Raw genomic sequence first — 16,032 nt, forward strand, 5'->3', positions numbered from 1 at the left:
TGGAACGCCGTTGCTCGTAAACTAAATAAAAAAATGAAAGGATAAAAATGCCGACAAAATATAAAATCATCTGGATAGACGACGAAGTAGAGCTTTTTGAACCTCACATAAAACTCCTTAACAAACAGAACTACGAAGTCAAAACTGCGAACAACGGCTACGACGCAGTCTCCATGATAGAAAGAGAATCGTTCGATCTGGTATTTCTCGACGTGATGATGCCCGGAAAAGACGGCATAAGCGTTCTCGATGATATAAAAAGCCTGAAACCTTCTCTTCCTGTCGTAATGATCACAAAAAGCGAAGATGAAATAACTGTCGACGAAAGCATCGCCCTGAAAGCGGACGATTATGTCGTCAAACCGGTACATCCGAGTCAGCTGATCGCCGTGTGCAAAAAATTCCTCGAAAGAGAAAGGCTCATAGACACGAGAATACCTCCGAGATACACGGAAGAGCTGAAATCCCTGAAAACTCAGTTCGAAAGCGAAAATCCTTTCACCTGGATTGACCTTGCCAAAAAGATAAACACATGGACTTTGAGACTTCTTGACAGCTCTGATTCTCTTCTCAGGGAAATTCACTCCGACATAAGAAAAGAAGCCGACCTGGCTTTGTCTTCATTTTTTCAGAAGTTCTACCCCGATATAATCAACGACAAAAATGCTCCGGTTTTATCGCACACTTTCCTTGAACGGATTTTAATACCTCTTTACGAAGAAAAACCTCCCCTTCTTTTCGTTATAATCGACTGCATGAGGTCCGACCAATGGACTGAGATATCCAAATTTCTCGAAAAGTATTTTTCCATAAGTTCGTCCTATTATTTTTCCATTCTACCTTCGGCGACTCCATATTCGAGAAATTCAATTTTTTCCGGCATGACTCCATCGGCTACGGTCACAAAATTCCCTGAATTTTTGAACATTCTCGAACAGCCCCATCAGAACAAATTCGAAAAAGATTTTCTCCTATCCTTTTTCAGAAACGTCAAAGGGGCAAAAGACTCGGACATATTGTATAAAAAAATACTAAATAAAACCGCAGAGACAAACTTTTTATCCGAAATACAAGCCGTATCCAAAACCAAGTTTTCAGCCGTCGTAGTCGACTTCGTCGATATTCTCTCTCATTCAATTTCGCGCAATCCGATCCTCGAAGAGATGATACACGATGAAAGAGCTCTCAAAAGCGCCACTATAACGTGGTTTGAAAATTCACCTTTGATGAACGCCATAATCAAAGCAGGGGAACTTGGCGTGACTGTTGTCATAACGACGGATCACGGTTCAATACAGGTCAAGACACCCTCAATTCTCAAAAACGCCCAGGGTGAAGTATCGTCGAACCTGAGATATAAATACGGTGAAAAACTCGGCGTGATAGATAAACACAGGGAGAGGGCCGTTGTGATAAGCGATCCACAACCGTGGGGACTGCCTTCGCACGGACACAATTTTAATTACGTCATTTCCACGCACGATTCTTTTCTGGTCTATCCGACAAATCCGGAACAATACACCAGAGAATACATGAACACTTTTCAGCACGGAGGAATTTCCCTTGATGAAATTGTAATTCCTTACGCAGTTTTGAGACCCCGTTAACCGTTTATTTGCTCTGTGTTACTTTCAGGATCAAACCTTCTTCGTCGATTGTCACCCTTGTTATTTTCTCGGCAACGCTTTCTCCGTATGTTACGTTTCTCCTGAAAGTGAACACTCTCATCTTTTTTCCCGGTTTTTTAGGAAAACTCACACCGAGCTTTTTACCGAGTTTTCGATCCGGGGTTGCTTCTACAGTTTTCACGTCATGGTCTACCCCCGAAAGCTCGGGAAGTTTTTCGAGTATCTTATTAAGCAATTCGTCGTTCCGCATAAACTCTCCGTTTTTTACTTTATAACCATTCTTGCGCCTGCCATTCCGTAAGACACGAACTGCATAAGCGTTTTTTTGTCGTCCTCGTCAAGATATCCCTGTTGTCTTATCATTTTCCTCGAAAAATCGACTTTCGCGTTTTTGAGCGCTTGTGCGACAGGCAAACCCTTCAGGGCGTATTGAAGAAAATATTTCACGACGAGATCAGCCTCTTGGCTCGGGGGTTCGGCAGGACCATATGAAACAGTAGTCGAACCTACAAGTACATGAGCTCCTTTTTTAAAAAAAGCCATTGCCATGCTTTCTTCACGCCCCCTTCTTTCCAAAAGGGCACCGTAGCAGGATTCCGTTACAATCACCGATTTTTCGGCGCTTTCTATGTCCGAAGATGAAATTATAACCGGGAATTCATGCGCTCCCTGACCATACCAGCATCCGGTGTTTTTATCACCGTGGACGTTAAAATACAAAATGCTCTCCCGTGAAGATACTATTCCTTTGTCGAGATCGCCCCTTCTCGCTGGAGGAGTAAGAATCAAAGGGCTTGCGGGTGACAGCACGATATAAACAGCAGAAGAAGCTTTTTCCCAAACTTCGGCGGAAACTCCTCTTTTTTCCCCGAGGGGAATTTCTTCAAGATTATTTTTAATGAAATCCGGCAAAAATTCAGGACAATGCCTGCAGGATGGTATCCTCGACACGGGAAATTCGGGAACGAGGTATTCGTCTTCCGGACAGCCCCAAGGATTGTCGGAAAGAACAAATTTATCCGAATCTGAAGCCGGATTGTCCAGTCTGAAAAAAGGAAGAGCTTCGTCGTCGCCTATCAAAGTTATGCTGTCGCACTTCGGCATAACTTTTCCAATAATCTCTTCGCGGAGTTCTTCGTTTGTAAAATCGCTTCTCCCGGTCAGCTCTTCTGCGGTAAAAATCTGCCCAATAGGAGAAAGAGTTTTTACCACCGTGTCAGTATCTATTTTCTGTTTCCTTAGATTTTCAAGGGGGATTATAAAAGAGCTCTTCACTTTATTTTATGCCTTGGCGCGGTTATAATAAATGTTACAATGTTCTGAAAAACGAGTAAACGTCTAAATATAATTTAACTATAAAGGAGCATACGTGATTAGAAGGATTTTACCGATTGCGGTTATGTGGCTTATATCTTTTTCAGGAAGATCCATACCTTTGCCGGACGGAGCAGAAAACATTGAAAGAAAATATTTCGACAAAACCTTCTCGTCCATCTTTCTTCACACCGAAACAGGAAATATTCACATCGTTAGCGACGACACGCTATTCGTCGAAACTGTAAAAACCGTCAGAAACATAACTCCAGAATCGGCTCTCGTGCTTTTAGATTATGTCCAGACCGAGATAGATTCATCCGACGGTCAGCTGAAGGTAATCTTTGAAAGTCCGATGGAAGGCTTCCCGGACGACGTCAGCTGCCAGGTTAGTTTTATATGCCACGTACCGCCTTATTTGGAAATAAACGCTTATTCGGGCGCCGGCAATGTTGACGTTCACGAGATTTTTTCAAAAGTTGTCTGCTCGGTCGGCACCGGCAATATAAACATGGCTGGCGGCAACGGTACCGTCGAAATCGAAATAGGAACCGGCAACGTGAATTTGAGATGGAGCATGAGAAGCACCGACGCACTCCTCATCGACTCCGAAGCCGGCAACATTACCGCTCTTCTCCCGTTGTCTTTGTCCGCCGATTTGTCTGTAAGACTTGATGCAGGCAATTTTTCAATTTCGGGATTCGAGGAAGTCCTCGTCAACGCATCTTCCGAACAAGGTTTGTACATTTACACCCTGAAGGACGGAGGAACAAAAGTTGACATAACCAACATAACCGGAAACGTAACAATACTGGGATATTGATTTGAAATTCCCCAAAGGCAATTTAATAATAGAAAACACCAAACTCAGTTTCGTCGATTTTGACAAAGTTCTGAACGCTTCCAAGCAGGAGAGGGCTTACAAGATTTCGGGCTACATTTCCATTATTTACCCTGAATCGATAGACCTCCTTCTCGTCAAGAACGGAGAACCTTACAACGCAATTACATATACTCATGATAAAAAAATGGTGATAGGCATATCTGAAGTCATCGATCGAGCAAAAAAATCAGTAATGGGAATTGTAAATTTTTACGAAGTTCCGGAAGAACTTTTACTTTTCATTCTGATTTCAGCGACGAGAAAACCTGTGTTCAGCGCTGTTGGATGGGAAAAGATAGAAAAAATAGTAAGCAACAAAGAAACTCTGATTTCCAAATTTTACTCCATAAATTTCACGGGATTTCTCGAATTCTCATGCGACATAGACCATAATTACCTTAAAATACTTAACGGAGAAATAGTGAAGGGTTATTACGCGTCAAAATTGACAAATCAGGCGAGCTGGCCTGAATTCATAATGCTTCTGGAAGAGTACTTCAAACTGAGGAAGGGCAACATTCTTATAGAGGGATACCTCTGCAAAACCGACGACAAGGAAGTTCAGGCTTCACCCGCACAAATAGCATTGTTTTACAACGCGATAAACAGCACTTTCGCAAAATTTTCTGAAATTCTGGGCAAAACGATAGTAGAAAACACTGCGGCGACAAGTTACAACAGGATAAAAGAGCAGTTCAGCTTTATGGAAAACTCCTCTTTCGAAAACCTGATAATAGAAGGGTCTATAGTCACGACGCCGCAGGAACTTGTCCGCTCGTTCGCTGTGTGGTTCGATCTTATAAAGACTTCGTTTTCGTCAATAATCGGAGACGTCGAAGCAGAGAACTTCATACACCAGGCCGTTCACGAATACAGATTCGCTCTGAAATCCATCGGCTTCTTCGAAAAAAGCAGCCTCACTTTCAAAGAATGAATCCCGGCTGCCTTTACGTAGTATCGACACCCATAGGTAACCTGGAAGACATTACGTACAGAGCGGTAAGAGTGCTTTCCGAAGTGGATCTAATCGCGTGCGAGGACACGAGAAGGACGTACATCCTTCTTCAGCACTTCGGAATCCGGAAAAAAACGATCTCTTTCAACGAAGAAAATAAAAACTACAGAACAGACAAAATCATTTCTTTTCTGACGGAATCCATGTCCGTCGCTCTCGTAAGCGACGCCGGAACTCCGGTTGTTTCAGACCCTGGCCAATCCCTCGTGGAAAAGTGCATCGAAAAAGGCATTAAAATAATCCCGGTTCCGGGTCCCTCGAGCGTTTTGTGCGCACTCTCCGTTTCGGGGTTCAGAGCCGAAGAATTCATTTTTTTCGGTTTTCTTCCGAGAAAAAAATCAAAAAGAACTAAAAAACTCCGTTTCATCTCCGAAACCGACATGCCTTCCGTTATATTCGAGTCGCCACAAAGAATGACAAAAACTATTAATGAAATTTCCGAACACTGCCCCCGCAGAAAACTCGTTGTCGCCAGGGAGATGACAAAAATAAACGAAGAGTTCTCTTTCGGAAAACCTTCAGAACTCGCCGAGAGATTTGCCGGCAGAAAAGTTAAAGGAGAAATTGTGATAATAGTAGGAGGCGAAAAATCTTGATACCTTCCAAAACAGCGAACTCATTCAGGAAAATTGTCGGTCCCTTGGTTGCTCTTTTGTTAAAATTGCGCGTTTCTCCCGACGCTCTGACGCTTTTCGGCTTTTTACTGACCCTTGTTTCTTCTTACTTTATTGCGGTCGGCAATTTTTTAGCCGGAGGTCTCATGCTGCTTTTCTCCGGACTTTTCGACACCCTGGATGGTGAGCTCGCGAGAGCCGCTTCCAGAGTATCCATGAGAGGTGCTTTTCTTGACTCTTCCATTGACAGACTCAGCGAATTCGCGACCTTGGGTGCTTTTGCATATTGGGCTTTATACAAAGAACCCGGTTATTTCACCGCACTCTGGACCGATAAAAATTCTTTTATTTTAATGTTATTTATAGTATTATTTGGCTCATTACTGACAAGTTACCTGAGAGCGCGTGCAGAAGGTCTCGGAAACGGGACGAGGGAAGGTTTTTTTGCCAGACCGGAGAGAGTAATTTCTACGGCAATTATTGCGATCTTGGGAAAAAACTTTGTTTTTTGGGGCATGGCTGTTCTCATGTTGCTGGTCAGTTTTACATGTATTCAAAGGTTTTTTATTATCTGGAAGAATTTTTCAGGAGGTAAAGATGGCGGATAAGAAAGTCAGAGTTGGAATCATCGGAGTGGGCAACTGCGCCTCCTCTCTCGTTCAGGGTGTTTATTACTACAGGAATGCCCGTGAAAAAGACTCCATTCCCGGGATTATGCATGTAAATCTCGGCGGTTATCATATACGCGATGTTGAATTTTCCTGCGCGTTCGACGTTGTCGAAGGAAAAGTAGGCAAAGACCTTTCCCAGGCGATTTTCGCTTTTCCGAACAATACTTATAAATTCACAGACGTACCAAACCTCGGCATCAAAGTTCACAGAGGCATGACTCACGACGGGATAGGCAAGTATCTTAAGGACTTGGTAAAAAAAGCACCCGGTCCATCAGACGACGTCCAGAAGATAATAAAAGACACAGGAACCGACGTCGTAATTAATTACCTCCCGGTGGGTTCCGAGGAAGCGACAAAATGGTACGTCGAACAGATATTGGCCGCCGGAGCAGGCATGGTCAACGCGATTCCGGTTTTCATAGCGACATCCGAATACTGGGCAAAGAGATTCGTCGAAGCCGGCCAACCGATAATCGGCGACGACATAAAAAGCCAGGTCGGCGCGACTATAACGCACAGAGTCCTCACTCAACTGTTTCTGGACAGGGCCGTCAAACTCGAAAAGACATACCAGCTCAACGTCGGAGGAAACACTGATTTTCTCAACATGCTCGAAAGGGAAAGGCTCGAGTCCAAAAAAATATCAAAAACACAGGCTGTAACTTCCCTGCTTCCTTTCAAAATGAATGAAGAAGACATTCACATTGGCCCTTCCGATTACATTCCGTGGCTCAAAGACAGAAAATGGTGTTACATAAGAATGGAGGGACAAACCTTCGGAGACGTACCTCTCAACCTGGAAATGAAACTTGAGGTTTGGGATTCTCCAAATTCAGCCGGTGTAGTGATCGATGCTGTGAGGTGTATAAAATTAGCGAAAGACAACAACATCTCCGGTCCTTTGACAGAACCCGCTTCCTATTTCATGAAATCTCCTCCGAAACAATATCCTGACAGCATATGCAGGGACAAGACCGAGGATTTCATAAAAAAACTTTCATCGAAAATGATAAAAGAAAAAAAACCGGAAAAACACACGGGTAAGAAATAGACGGGCTTTATGCCTCTTTTCATATCGTTCGAAGGCGTCGAAGGAAGCGGCAAGACGACACAAATAGAGATGCTGGGATCTTTTCTGTCGAAAAAAGACCGCGCTTTTATCGTCACAAGAGAGCCGGGCGGAACCGAAGTCGGGAATAAGATAAGGGAATTGCTCCTTCAAAACAAATTCGACATTTCAGCCTACACCGAACTTTTTTTATATCTCGCCAGCCGGGTAGAAAACACCGAAGAAGTGATAATTCCCTCCCTCGAAGCCAATATAATTGTAATTACAGACAGATACGCTGACTCGACAGTAGCTTATCAGGTTTTCGGAAGAGGGCTTCCTGAAACCCTTGTAAACGAACTCAACATGATCGCAACCAGGGGAATTAATCCGAACATCACCTTTCTACTCGACTTTGAACCCGAATGCGGCCTGGAAAGAAAAGGACTGAAAAAAGACAGGATCGAGAAAGAAAACATTGATTTTCACGTCAGAGTTCGCGGCGGTTACAGAACTCTCGCCAGAAAACACCCCGACAGAATTGTCGTAATTGACGCAAAACTTCCCGCCGACGAGATCCATTTGATGATAACCGGAAAAATCCAACAGCATCTCCAAAGTATTTAAATGAAAAATACAGGAAATTCAAGGGGGGTAACCATGTCAAGAAAACAGCTGTTCTTGATAATTTTCGCCAGTTCATTTCTCAGCTCCGTTGTGGGAGCGTCGTTATGTCTTGTAGCCAAAAACACAAACTCTTCGGAGAGGACTTTGCGCGAAGAACTGGAGTTTTTCTCTCAGTCGCTCGATATAATCATGTCGAATTACGTCACCGACATTGAAACAGGCGAACTGATTGAATCTTCGGTCAAAGGAATGCTCGACAGACTCGATCCGTACAGCGTTTATTTCGACTCTGTTGAATTTGCCCGAATGCAGGAAAACACTTCGGGTAACTTTGGAGGTCTCGGGATAGAAATTGGAATCAGAGGCAGCGTTCTCACTGTCATAGCGCCCATGGACAATACGCCGGCGGAAAGGGCGGGGCTTATGGCCGGGGATCAAATCCTTGAAATAGATGATGAAAGCACTCAGGGAATAACCACCGAAGAAGCCGTCAACAAATTGAGAGGAGTACCCGGCACTCAGGTTAAAATCAGGATTCTACATCCTGGGCAGACCGAACCGCTCGACATTGCCATAACGAGGGAAATCATACACCTAAAATCCGTACCTTACGCTGAAATAATTGACGGCACCGAAATCGGTTATATCCGTCTTTCAAACTTTTACAATGACGCTGGAATGGAAGTATCTGACGCGGTCAGAACTCTCGCCGAAAGCGGAGCAAATAAATTCATCCTGGATCTGAGAGGCAATCCGGGCGGACTTCTGAGAGAAGCGATAGATATTTCAAACGTATTTCTTCCAAAAGGCTCGACTGTAGTATCGACAAACGGCAGAGTCGGCAGAAACAGATTTTTTTCAGAAAATGAACCGATTTCCCCCGCCAGCCCTCTGATAGTTCTCGTCAATTTCAGCAGTGCTTCCGCTTCTGAAATCGTCGGAGGCGCCATACAAGACCACGACAGAGGCCTCATAATGGGGTCGAGAACTTACGGAAAAGGCTCTGTCCAGAGTATCTTCCCTCTTTACAGCGGAACGAGAGGCGCCATTAAACTGACGACAAGCCGCTACTATACGCCTTCCGGTAGACTCATAGACGCAGGCCATTCGAGAACAAAAAGCCAGATTGAAAACGGCGTCTCTTTGGCAGATTCCGGACCTTACGTCACTGTCGGCCCTTTGAAAAGAAACGTTTTCGGAGGTGGAGGCATTTATCCGGATTTCCTTTATTATTCTTCTTTGCTGACTGACGAAGAAATAGATCTTTCCACCAAAGGCATCTATTTCACATACGCTATGGAATACTCCCTAAAACACCCTTCAATTCCGTTGGATTTCGTTATCTCTGACGCTGACATGGAAAATTTCTACCGTCTCGCAGCCGATTCCGGCATCTACATAGGCGAGACTACGCCCGAAGAAGTAAGAAAAAACATAATATCCCAATTGAGAATTACAATTGCCACGACAATGTTCGGTGCAGACGGCAGATACTACGAATCTTTGAAATCGGACGAAGCTGTGGAGATAGCGGTCAGGCTGTTGCGCGAGACTTCATCCATGAGGGACATATTCGGCGTCGCTGAAAATCATCTCCACTGGCAGGTGATTGACGAAAGAGCTCTGGCCTACGAAGACAGCATCAGAGCAATAATTGATGAATGAAATCCTGGCCGTAGGATCAGTCGCTCTTGACACAATAGAAAACGACAGAGGCAGGGTTGAAAACATACCAGGCGGATCGCTTTCTTATTTTGTCAGCGCCGCCGCTTTGTACAAAAAAGTCATTCCGGTCGGCGTCGTCGGTTTCGACTTTCCAGCCTTGACAGAAGCGTGGGGAGAAGGAAGGAAAATAGACACTTCGAATTTTATAATTGAAGACGGAAAGACTTTCCGTTGGGGCGGGAAATACGCCGAAGACCTGGACTTCAGGCAAACGCTCTTCACCGAGCTTGGCGTTTTCGGAGACTTCAAACCAAAATTGTCAGGATCGGCGAAAAAGGCAAAATACGTTTTTCTCGGAAATATTTCACCGGAGTTACAGTTGTCCGTAATAGACCAGGCCGACGATAGATCCTTCAAGGCTTTGGACACAATGAACTACTGGATTGACGGATTTTACGAAATCCTGATTGAAGCGGTTTCAAAAATCGACCTTTTATTCATAAACGATCAGGAACTCTTTCATCTCGCGGGTAAAAATTCTGAAACAAGTTCCCTTCTCGAACTTTTCGGACTCGGATTGAAATACCTGGTTCTCAAGAAAGGGAAAAACGGCGCTTTCATTTTTTCAAGGAGCAAATACGGATATTCCGGAATATATAAAACGGCGATAGCCGTCGACACAACCGGCGCCGGAGATTCTTTCGCCGGCGGATTCATGGGGCACCTGGCTTCTTCGACGGACTCTACAGACATAAACACAGCCGCTGGCTGGAAGAATTTGAAGTCGTCTCTCGCCCACGGAGCCGCCGCCGCGTCTTTTGCAATTGAGGATTTCGGCTTGGCGAGTTTGATTGGAGCCGGAAAAAGAGATCTCGAAAAAAGGGCTCGAGAGATACAAGCATGAAATACCCCAGAGTGTTCTCGCTTGTCCTCAAGCTGGCTGGAATTGTTTTTCTTGTTTTTTTTCTGACGTCCGGCGTGTTCGACACGACTTTGGCTTTCAAAAACCGGATATTCAGAACAGGAGCTCTCGTCTTTTCAGTGATAGCCTGGCGTTATTTCGAGGAACTAAAGAAAATTGAAAATCATTTTTTTCCTCTCATTTTTTTTTCGTTTCTGTTTCTTGGGATTTTCAACGCGTTTTTTCGTGTAGTGAAAATCACTCCTTTCTCGGCTTCGGTTTTTTTACTGCTTTTTGTCGCAACGGCTCTGATAAAGGTTCTGTTGACCTTTAAAAACGTTAAATACACAAAGTCGGACCCGGTGGTTTATTCTGTACTCGGCTTTTTTTCTTTTATGTCGCTGGCGGGCTGAAATGACGAAAATAGGTGCTTCTCTCATATCTTCGGATCTTCTCAATCTCGGTGAAGTGATAAGAAATCTTGAAAAAGCCGGAGTCGATTTCATTCATTTCGATGTCATGGATGGACATTTCGTCCCAAACCTCACTTTCGGGCCGGAACTCGCCCGTGCTGTAAAAAAATTCACTGATCTCCCTCTGGACGTCCATCTAATGACAGACAATCCCGAAAAAACAGTCAATTGGTTTTTAGACTGCAAGCCTGAATACATTTCGTGGCACGTAGAAATTGACGCCGATCATGAGGCCATATCATCTTTGCTCAGAGAAAAATCAATAAAACCTGGCTTGGCCATAAACCCCTCTACAGATACAGAAAAACTCTTTCCTCATCTCAGATACATTGATTTTGTCCTTCTGATGAGTGTAAATCCGGGTTTCGGCGGGCAAAAGTTCATGCCTGATGTGCCGGGAAAAGCGGCCGAAATATTAAAACGCAGCGCTATGGATTTATTCATAGACGGCGGCATCAACGCCGACACTGCTCCATATGCTGTCCGCGCCGGAATAAAAAATCTTGTTTCAGGTTCTTACTTAGTTAGATCTGCCGATTATTCAAAAACTGTCAGAATACTGAAAGACAGCTGATTTTTTTTTGATGTATTCGCACTGTTTTTGTGCGGATTACTTCATATGGTATCTTCTGATTTTTTCTATTTCACGCATTATCAAGCCATAAAGTAACCGCCATAATGATGGCATAATAAATGCTTTATATTTTGTGGAGGTTTAAAATGAATAAACGAACAATGATTATCAGCACCGCCGTGTTTCTTGCTCTTTTCGGATGCTGCCGAAGACCTGATATGGTAAGAAACGCCGTAACTGTCACAGGAGACAGAGTGGTAAAAATTTTCTGGGATAAAAATGACGAATCAAACATTGACTTCTACAGAGTATACAGATGTTACACTGCATCAGGTTATTATGAACTAATAGCTGAAACTCATTTTGAATATTTTTACGATTATGCCGTAACAAACGGAATAACTTATTATTATGCTCTGTCAGCCGTAAACGGATGCGGAGATGAAGGCACTTTGACGGATTATCTGATATACGACACACCTCGCCCCCAGGGTTATTTCGCCGGCATCTGCGATATTACGGTGAATCCGGAGCTTGCGGGATGGGACTTTTCATCATATTCGCACTGTGATGCGCAGTCGCCTCTTTGTGACATATATTATGAAGTTTATAACGGAACCGGCTACATTGTCTGCGCGGACCTCAGCACTGATATTCAGGACATGGGCTGGGCTTATTCTTTCGACGATGTTTCTTACGCTCCGACAAGCGGATGGTCGACAACCGGCGATGCAATAGCCGTTCCGAATCACATATACGTAGTGTGGACGAGAACGAACAACTACGCGAAAATATACGTGCGTTCTGTTTCACCCCTGGAAATAGTCTTCGATTGGGCATATCAGCTCGAACCAGGCAACAGGGAATTGAGTGTCGGAATCAGGCAAAATAAATCCATCGAGACAAGATGAAAAAATTTTTCTTTCTTTTTTCGCTGTTCGTGTCTTTCCTTCCTCCTCGCCCGTCCCCTTGTGCTGTCCGGGGGACGGGCACTTATGGGAACGGACCTTCGCCGGTCTCGCTTCCGACCCAAATGAACAATCCCGGACCTTTTAAAAGCGGTAAAAACCCGACGCCAGACTTGCCGCCTTCTGTGATGCTTTCTCTGTTTTCCAGATTTGATTTCTTCTGGGATGAAAACAACGACGGCAGTTCTTACAGGCCTGTGTTGAGGATTGAACCTGAACGTTTTTTCCTTAAGTATTCAAAAAACAAATCTCTGAACACCGGCTTCTGAATTTACTTTCGGCCAATCTCCCTCTTGTAAGATGAGCGCGTATTTGCGATAATGTACCCGTGTCAAAATACAAAGATGTCATATTCATGAAAAAAGCACTCAAACTTGCCCGGGGAAGAGAGAGAAAAACCATGCCCAATCCTTCCGTGGCTTGCATAGTTGTCAAAAAAGACAAGATTGTTGCAAAGTCCGTTCACAAAGGATCCGGTCACCCTCACGCCGAAAGAAGAGCTCTTGAAAAAGCTGGCAGAGACGCAGCAGGATCGACTTTATACGTCAACCTTGAACCATGCTGTCATTGGGGAAGAACTCCTCCCTGCACAGAAAAAATTATTGAATCGAAAGTGAAAAGGGTCGTCTACGCAATTCGCGACCCCAACATTCTTGTGTGCGGCAAAGGCAGATCTGAACTTGAAAAAGCGGGTATCGAGGTGTCCTCTGGTGTTTGCGCGGAAGAGGGTTTTGAAATAAATGAACATTTTTTTGTCAGTTGCCTTTTTGAAAGACCTTTTGTTTCCTTGAAATTCGCGACTTCAGCCGACGGATTTGTAAGAGATAAAAACGGCTCTTCAAAGTGGATAACAGGCGATAAAGCGAGATTTTACGGAAGAAAACTCCGTGCGCTTCACGTTGCCGTAACAGCCGGGACAAACACGGTTCTGGCAGACAATCCTTTCCTTACAGCGAGGCTTCCGATGCAAATTGACCCCCTCAGAGTGATTATAGACAAAGAAGGAAAAATTCCCGAAAACAGCAACGTTTTCCTGGACGAAAATTATATAGTATTTACTACAAATGAAAATTATCCACTTAAAGCTGAACACATAGAGAAGGACCGGTTCAGTATTTCCGCCGTCCTCGAAATTCTCTACAAAAAATACAACGTGAAGTCATTACTTGTCGAAGGAGGTCCGGCTTTCACCGCATCTTTTGTCAAAAACTCCCTATACGACTGCGTCTATCACTTCGTCGCCCCCATTTTCCTCGGCGAAGGACTCGGTATGATGCCCCTCGGTTTTTCACTAGAAGAGCATCCCCGCCTGTTGCGAAAAAACGCACTGTACTTCGGGGAAGACCTTCTGGTCGTCTATAAAAACCCGCTCAACAAAATCAAAATCGGGGAAGACGGTTGTTTACAGGTCTGATTGAAGAAACGGGAATTTTAAAAAAAATTGACAGGCGCGGACAATTCTGGGAAATCACGGTTTCATGCTGTAAAATACTCGAGGATCTTAAAACTGGAGATTCGGTTTGCACCGACGGAATGTGTCTGACTGCTATTGAAACCGGCAAAAATTTTTTCAAGGCTCAAATGTCGCGTTCAACTGTGAATTCAACCAAATCTAAACACTACCGATCCGGTGACACAGTCAATCTCGAAAGAGCGATGAAAGCAGACGGCAGGATAGGAGGACACTTCGTCCAGGGCCATGTAGAAACTACAGGAAAAGTATTGAGATTTCTGCGATCGAAAGGAAATTCCAAATTGGAAATCCTGGTTCCGAGCGAATTTTCTGAAGGAGTCTCTTTAAAAGGATACATAGCTGTAGACGGCATAAGCCTCACCATAAACGCTAAAAAAGGCTGTGCGATTGAAATGACAGTAATCGAAGAAACGTACAAAAAGACAAATCTCAGATTCGTGCGTCAGGGACTACAGGTGAACATAGAAAGGGATTTCATGTCACCGATAATACGGAGGGCATAAATGATATCAGAAATTGAAGAAGCTCTGGAAGACATAAAATCCGGCAAGATAGTCATCGTCGTCGACGATGAAGACAGAGAAAATGAAGGCGACATGATAATAGCCGCCGAAAAAGCCACTTGCGACGACATAAATTTCATCACTAAATACGCGCGGGGATTGCTTTGCGTATCAATGCCGGAAGAAAAAATGGATAAGCTGGGGATTCCGATGATGACTCAGAAAAACACCGCTCCCTATCAAACCGCATTCGGCGTATCCATAGACGCGTCTGAAGGTATAACGACAGGCATCAGCACTCACGACAGAGCGAGAACTGTCAACCTTCTCGCATCCGAAAAATCAGTACCGTCTGATTTCGTAATGCCCGGACATATATTCCCTCTCAAAGCAAAAAGCGGGGGGGTTCTGCGCAGAGCCGGCCATACCGAAGCTGTCGTAGACCTGATGAAGATTTCCGGCCTGAATCCCGTCGGAGTGCTGTGCGAGATACTCGCTGAAGACGGTACGATGGCGAGAATGCCTCAGTTGGAGCTCATTTCCCGGGAACTGGACCTTAAAATAATCACTATTAAGGACCTCATCTCATACAGAACAAAAAAAGAGAAACTCGTCCGCCGCGCAGCCGTATCTTCACTTCCAACCAAATGGGGTGAATTCAGGTTATATCTTTACGAGACAGACATCAACGCCGACGTCCACGCCGCGCTCGTCAAAGGCGACATTAACTCCAAAGACAGCATTCTCGTTCGGGTTCATTCCGAATGTTTCACAGGCGACCTCTTCGGATCCATGAAATGCGACTGCGGGGAACAGCTTCATACAGCCCTCAAAATGATAAGCGATGAAGGGACGGGCGTCCTCCTATATATGCGCCAGGAGGGAAGAGGGATTGGTCTCGTGAATAAGATACGGGCTTATTCCCTTCAGGAAAAAGGATACGACACCGTTGACGCGAACCTGTGTCTTGGTTTCAAGCCTGACGAAAGAGACTACGGTCTGGGCGCTCAAATTCTGTCGGATCTCGGCTTGTCGAAAATCAGAGTCATGACAAACAATCCCAAAAAATTGATCGGGTTATCAAGCTTCGGGCTGACAATCGCCGAAAGAGTACCTCTGGAGACGCATCCGCACGATAAGAACATCGAATATTTAAAAACAAAAAAAGAGAAACTCGGTCACATGTTAAAGGAGGTTTAAATGCCTGTTGTAAAAGAAGGCAAATATTCAGGAAAAGGAAAAAAAATTGCTCTCATAGCATCGCGCTTCAATTCGACGATTACTGCGCGACTAATAGACGGCGCTTTGGACGCGTTGCGCAGACATGAAGTGCTGGATCAGGATATTTTCGTCGTGTGGGTTCCCGGCGCTTTCGAAATTCCTCCCGTCGCAAAATTATCCGCCGAATCGGGAAAATATGACGCGGTTATCTGCCTGGGTTCTGTCATCAGGGGAGACACGCCTCATTTCGATTACGTCGCCGCTGAAGTTTCAAAGGGAATCGCGTCCGTAGGCATTTCTTCAAGGACACCTGTTATATACGGCATTATCACCGCAGACTCTCAGGAACAGGCTCTCGACAGGTCGGGAATCAAGTCCGGGAACAAAGGTTTTGACGGGGCGATGACGGCTCTTGAGATGGCGAATTTGTATTCCGAACTGGAATGATTA

Annotated in this window: 19 protein-coding genes; 17 read left to right on the forward strand and 2 right to left on the reverse strand. The window is 44.6% G+C overall.

Annotated elements, in window-relative coordinates:
• Positions 1-47 precede the first annotated feature (47 nt).
• Positions 48-1,607 (forward strand): response regulator, encoded by a 1,560-nt coding sequence (locus tag JXL83_01885; GenBank protein ID MBN2362862.1) that lies wholly within the window; start codon positions 48-50, stop codon positions 1,605-1,607.
• A gap of 4 nt (positions 1,608-1,611) precedes the next feature.
• Here JXL83_01885 and JXL83_01890 read toward each other — a convergent pair whose 3' ends face one another.
• The gene (locus tag JXL83_01890; GenBank protein ID MBN2362863.1) at positions 1,612-1,878 is read right to left on the reverse strand and encodes a hypothetical protein; all 267 of its coding nucleotides are present in this window, start codon (positions 1,876-1,878) and stop codon (positions 1,612-1,614) included.
• 14 nt (positions 1,879-1,892) lie between these two features.
• Entirely contained in the window at positions 1,893-2,903 is a 1,011-nt protein-coding gene (locus tag JXL83_01895) for a hypothetical protein (GenBank protein MBN2362864.1), read from the reverse strand.
• Between the two features lie 94 nt (positions 2,904-2,997).
• On the opposite strand from JXL83_01895, the gene JXL83_01900 reads away from it, so the two are divergent.
• The 16 genes from JXL83_01900 (at position 2,998) to JXL83_01975 (ending at position 16,029) form a co-directional block, all read left to right on the forward strand.
• The gene (locus JXL83_01900; protein MBN2362865.1) at positions 2,998-3,765 is read left to right on the forward strand and encodes a DUF4097 family beta strand repeat protein; all 768 of its coding nucleotides are present in this window, start codon (positions 2,998-3,000) and stop codon (positions 3,763-3,765) included.
• Position 3,766: 1 nt separating this feature from the next.
• The gene (locus tag JXL83_01905) at positions 3,767-4,759 is read left to right on the forward strand and encodes a hypothetical protein (protein ID MBN2362866.1); all 993 of its coding nucleotides are present in this window, start codon (positions 3,767-3,769) and stop codon (positions 4,757-4,759) included.
• Entirely contained in the window at positions 4,756-5,436 is a 681-nt protein-coding gene (rsmI, locus tag JXL83_01910) for a 16S rRNA (cytidine(1402)-2'-O)-methyltransferase (GenBank protein ID MBN2362867.1), read from the forward strand. The genes JXL83_01905 and rsmI overlap by 4 nt, the downstream gene beginning before the upstream one ends.
• On the forward strand, positions 5,433-6,062 hold the full coding sequence (locus tag JXL83_01915; protein MBN2362868.1) for a CDP-alcohol phosphatidyltransferase family protein: 630 nt from the start codon (positions 5,433-5,435) through the stop codon (positions 6,060-6,062). The genes rsmI and JXL83_01915 overlap by 4 nt, the downstream gene beginning before the upstream one ends.
• Positions 6,052-7,179 carry an inositol-3-phosphate synthase gene (locus tag JXL83_01920; protein ID MBN2362869.1) on the forward strand — a complete coding sequence of 376 codons (1,128 nt, stop codon included), beginning with the start codon at positions 6,052-6,054 and terminating at the stop codon, positions 7,177-7,179. The genes JXL83_01915 and JXL83_01920 overlap by 11 nt, the downstream gene beginning before the upstream one ends.
• A 9-nt stretch (positions 7,180-7,188) precedes the next feature.
• On the forward strand, positions 7,189-7,803 hold the full coding sequence (gene tmk / locus JXL83_01925) for a dTMP kinase (protein ID MBN2362870.1): 615 nt from the start codon (positions 7,189-7,191) through the stop codon (positions 7,801-7,803).
• Positions 7,804-9,468, forward strand: a complete 1,665-nt coding sequence (locus JXL83_01930) for a S41 family peptidase (GenBank protein MBN2362871.1) — start codon at positions 7,804-7,806, stop codon at positions 9,466-9,468.
• Positions 9,461-10,372 carry a sugar kinase gene (locus tag JXL83_01935; protein MBN2362872.1) on the forward strand — a complete coding sequence of 304 codons (912 nt, stop codon included), beginning with the start codon at positions 9,461-9,463 and terminating at the stop codon, positions 10,370-10,372. The genes JXL83_01930 and JXL83_01935 overlap by 8 nt, the downstream gene beginning before the upstream one ends.
• Positions 10,369-10,782: a hypothetical protein gene (locus tag JXL83_01940; protein MBN2362873.1), complete on the forward strand. Its 414-nt coding sequence runs from the start codon at positions 10,369-10,371 to the stop codon at positions 10,780-10,782. The genes JXL83_01935 and JXL83_01940 overlap by 4 nt, the downstream gene beginning before the upstream one ends.
• Before the next feature lies 1 nt (position 10,783).
• On the forward strand, positions 10,784-11,416 hold the full coding sequence (gene rpe / locus JXL83_01945) for a ribulose-phosphate 3-epimerase (GenBank protein ID MBN2362874.1): 633 nt from the start codon (positions 10,784-10,786) through the stop codon (positions 11,414-11,416).
• 146 nt (positions 11,417-11,562) lie between these two features.
• Positions 11,563-12,327, forward strand: a complete 765-nt coding sequence (locus tag JXL83_01950; protein MBN2362875.1) for a hypothetical protein — start codon at positions 11,563-11,565, stop codon at positions 12,325-12,327.
• Positions 12,324-12,653: a hypothetical protein gene (locus JXL83_01955; GenBank protein MBN2362876.1), complete on the forward strand. Its 330-nt coding sequence runs from the start codon at positions 12,324-12,326 to the stop codon at positions 12,651-12,653. Before JXL83_01950 ends, JXL83_01955 begins: the two co-directional genes overlap by 4 nt.
• A 59-nt stretch (positions 12,654-12,712) precedes the next feature.
• On the forward strand, positions 12,713-13,798 hold the full coding sequence (gene ribD, locus JXL83_01960) for a bifunctional diaminohydroxyphosphoribosylaminopyrimidine deaminase/5-amino-6-(5-phosphoribosylamino)uracil reductase RibD (protein ID MBN2362877.1): 1,086 nt from the start codon (positions 12,713-12,715) through the stop codon (positions 13,796-13,798).
• Positions 13,783-14,361 (forward strand): riboflavin synthase, encoded by a 579-nt coding sequence (locus tag JXL83_01965; GenBank protein MBN2362878.1) that lies wholly within the window; start codon positions 13,783-13,785, stop codon positions 14,359-14,361. Before ribD ends, JXL83_01965 begins: the two co-directional genes overlap by 16 nt.
• Complete coding sequence (locus JXL83_01970; GenBank protein ID MBN2362879.1) at positions 14,362-15,561, forward strand: bifunctional 3,4-dihydroxy-2-butanone-4-phosphate synthase/GTP cyclohydrolase II; 1,200 nt, start codon at positions 14,362-14,364, stop codon at positions 15,559-15,561.
• Entirely contained in the window at positions 15,562-16,029 is a 468-nt protein-coding gene (locus tag JXL83_01975) for a 6,7-dimethyl-8-ribityllumazine synthase (protein ID MBN2362880.1), read from the forward strand.
• Positions 16,030-16,032 lie beyond the last annotated feature (3 nt).

This window comes from candidate division WOR-3 bacterium (assembly GCA_016934535.1).
In the GTDB taxonomy this organism is placed as follows: domain Bacteria; phylum SDB-A; class SDB-A; order SDB-A; family SDB-A; genus JAFGIG01.